This is a genomic window from Halorubrum sp. SP3 (assembly GCF_005435195.1).
GTDB classification, from domain to species: Archaea; Halobacteriota; Halobacteria; order Halobacteriales; family Haloferacaceae; genus Halorubrum; species Halorubrum sodomense.
The window spans coordinates 1-1,264 of sequence record NZ_SGTU01000102.1; the positions used below are offsets into that span (position 1 = coordinate 1).

The window sequence follows — 1,264 nt, forward strand, 5'->3', positions numbered from 1 at the left end:
GGCGAGCCAGTCGTCGTGTTCCGCCAACTCCTCGGCGAGAACGACGAAGTCGATCGCGAGCCCGAGCGTTCCCTTGGAGGATTTGAACTGCGTCTCCGCCTCGGACACGAGCGCCTCGATTATCGCACGCTCCGCGTCAGAGATTTCCTTGTCTGAGCCGTCGTATTCGGATAGATCCGATTGATTTTCGAAGTAGGTACTCGGGAAGTGGCTCCGCAGAAAGGCCTCGATCGCCTCGTGCTCGTGATCAGCGCGATCGTCGCTCCATCTGCTCATCTGAATATACTGTCCACTTGGCAGACACGCTTAGAAACGTTGCGTTCCCGATGCTGAAAATTACATCACGTGCCTATTCCTGAAAGTGGGAGAGATTCGCAGGTACCCGTAATTAATTTATTATAGAGTTTAGATTTCCAATTAATCATGGATGATGAAAATCTGCGATCCTCTCTGACGTTGTTCTCCAAGACAGCAACAGAGAAGCTCAGTAGATTGGCTCACTTTCTAATTTCAATCGAGAATTACGGTCCAGAGCTTAAAGAGGTTCAATCAGGCTATCAACGTGAAGTGAATTCGGCCTCGGCAGTACCGCAGTCATGGCTCACGCAAATGGAGATGATGGGTTTAGTCCGCGTTAGCAGAAATTCACGGACTATTGAACTGCGGCCTACTGGTGAACAGGTACTAAGTGAACTTCAGCGAGAAGGGTCCCCTGATACCCCGATGGTACTAATAAAATCTTTCTGCGAAACGTTCATCGGGTTCTATGACACGATCGCACTGGTTTCCACTGTTCCGTTGCGAGTGAGCCAACTACAGACAATCTTAAACCAGAAATACGATTTAGATTGGGAGTCGAAGAGCCAGGCTAAGCAGCGGGCTGACTGGTTACGACTGGCAGGAGTAATCGATTTGAATTCTGCTAACGAATATACACTCTCTACTCAAGGCGAAGAGGTATACAGTAACTTACAGGACGAATATGGGACACCGGATATTCTGCCCCTCCTCGGATCCGATCATGATTCCACACCCCATAAAAACGCATCTCAGGAAGCGAATGTTGAAATTGATTTAGAAGGATCTGAGTCCGGGACGCAGACGACTACATCAGATGATACGGATCAGTCAGTTACTCTTCCTTTTATTGAGCGGAAAAATAAGAAAGTAATCTCAGTTCACGTGCCAAAAAGCAATAACACAGATGAGAGGTACGAAAGTACCGTCGAGTCCGACGAAACTCTTGAGTCGGATGATCCCCTCT

The 1,264-nt window shown here is 48.3% G+C and carries 1 protein-coding gene and 1 pseudogene; one reads left to right on the plus strand and one right to left on the minus strand.

Annotated elements, in window-relative coordinates; all coding sequences use genetic code 11:
• A pseudogene (locus EXE42_RS15605) lies at positions 1 to 276 on the minus strand (hypothetical protein); the annotation flags it as partial.
• A gap of 147 nt (positions 277 to 423) precedes the next feature.
• Here EXE42_RS15605 and EXE42_RS15610 point away from each other — a divergent pair.
• On the plus strand, positions 424 to 1,264 hold an 841-nt coding region (locus EXE42_RS15610; RefSeq protein ID WP_137706918.1), incomplete at its 3' end, for a hypothetical protein.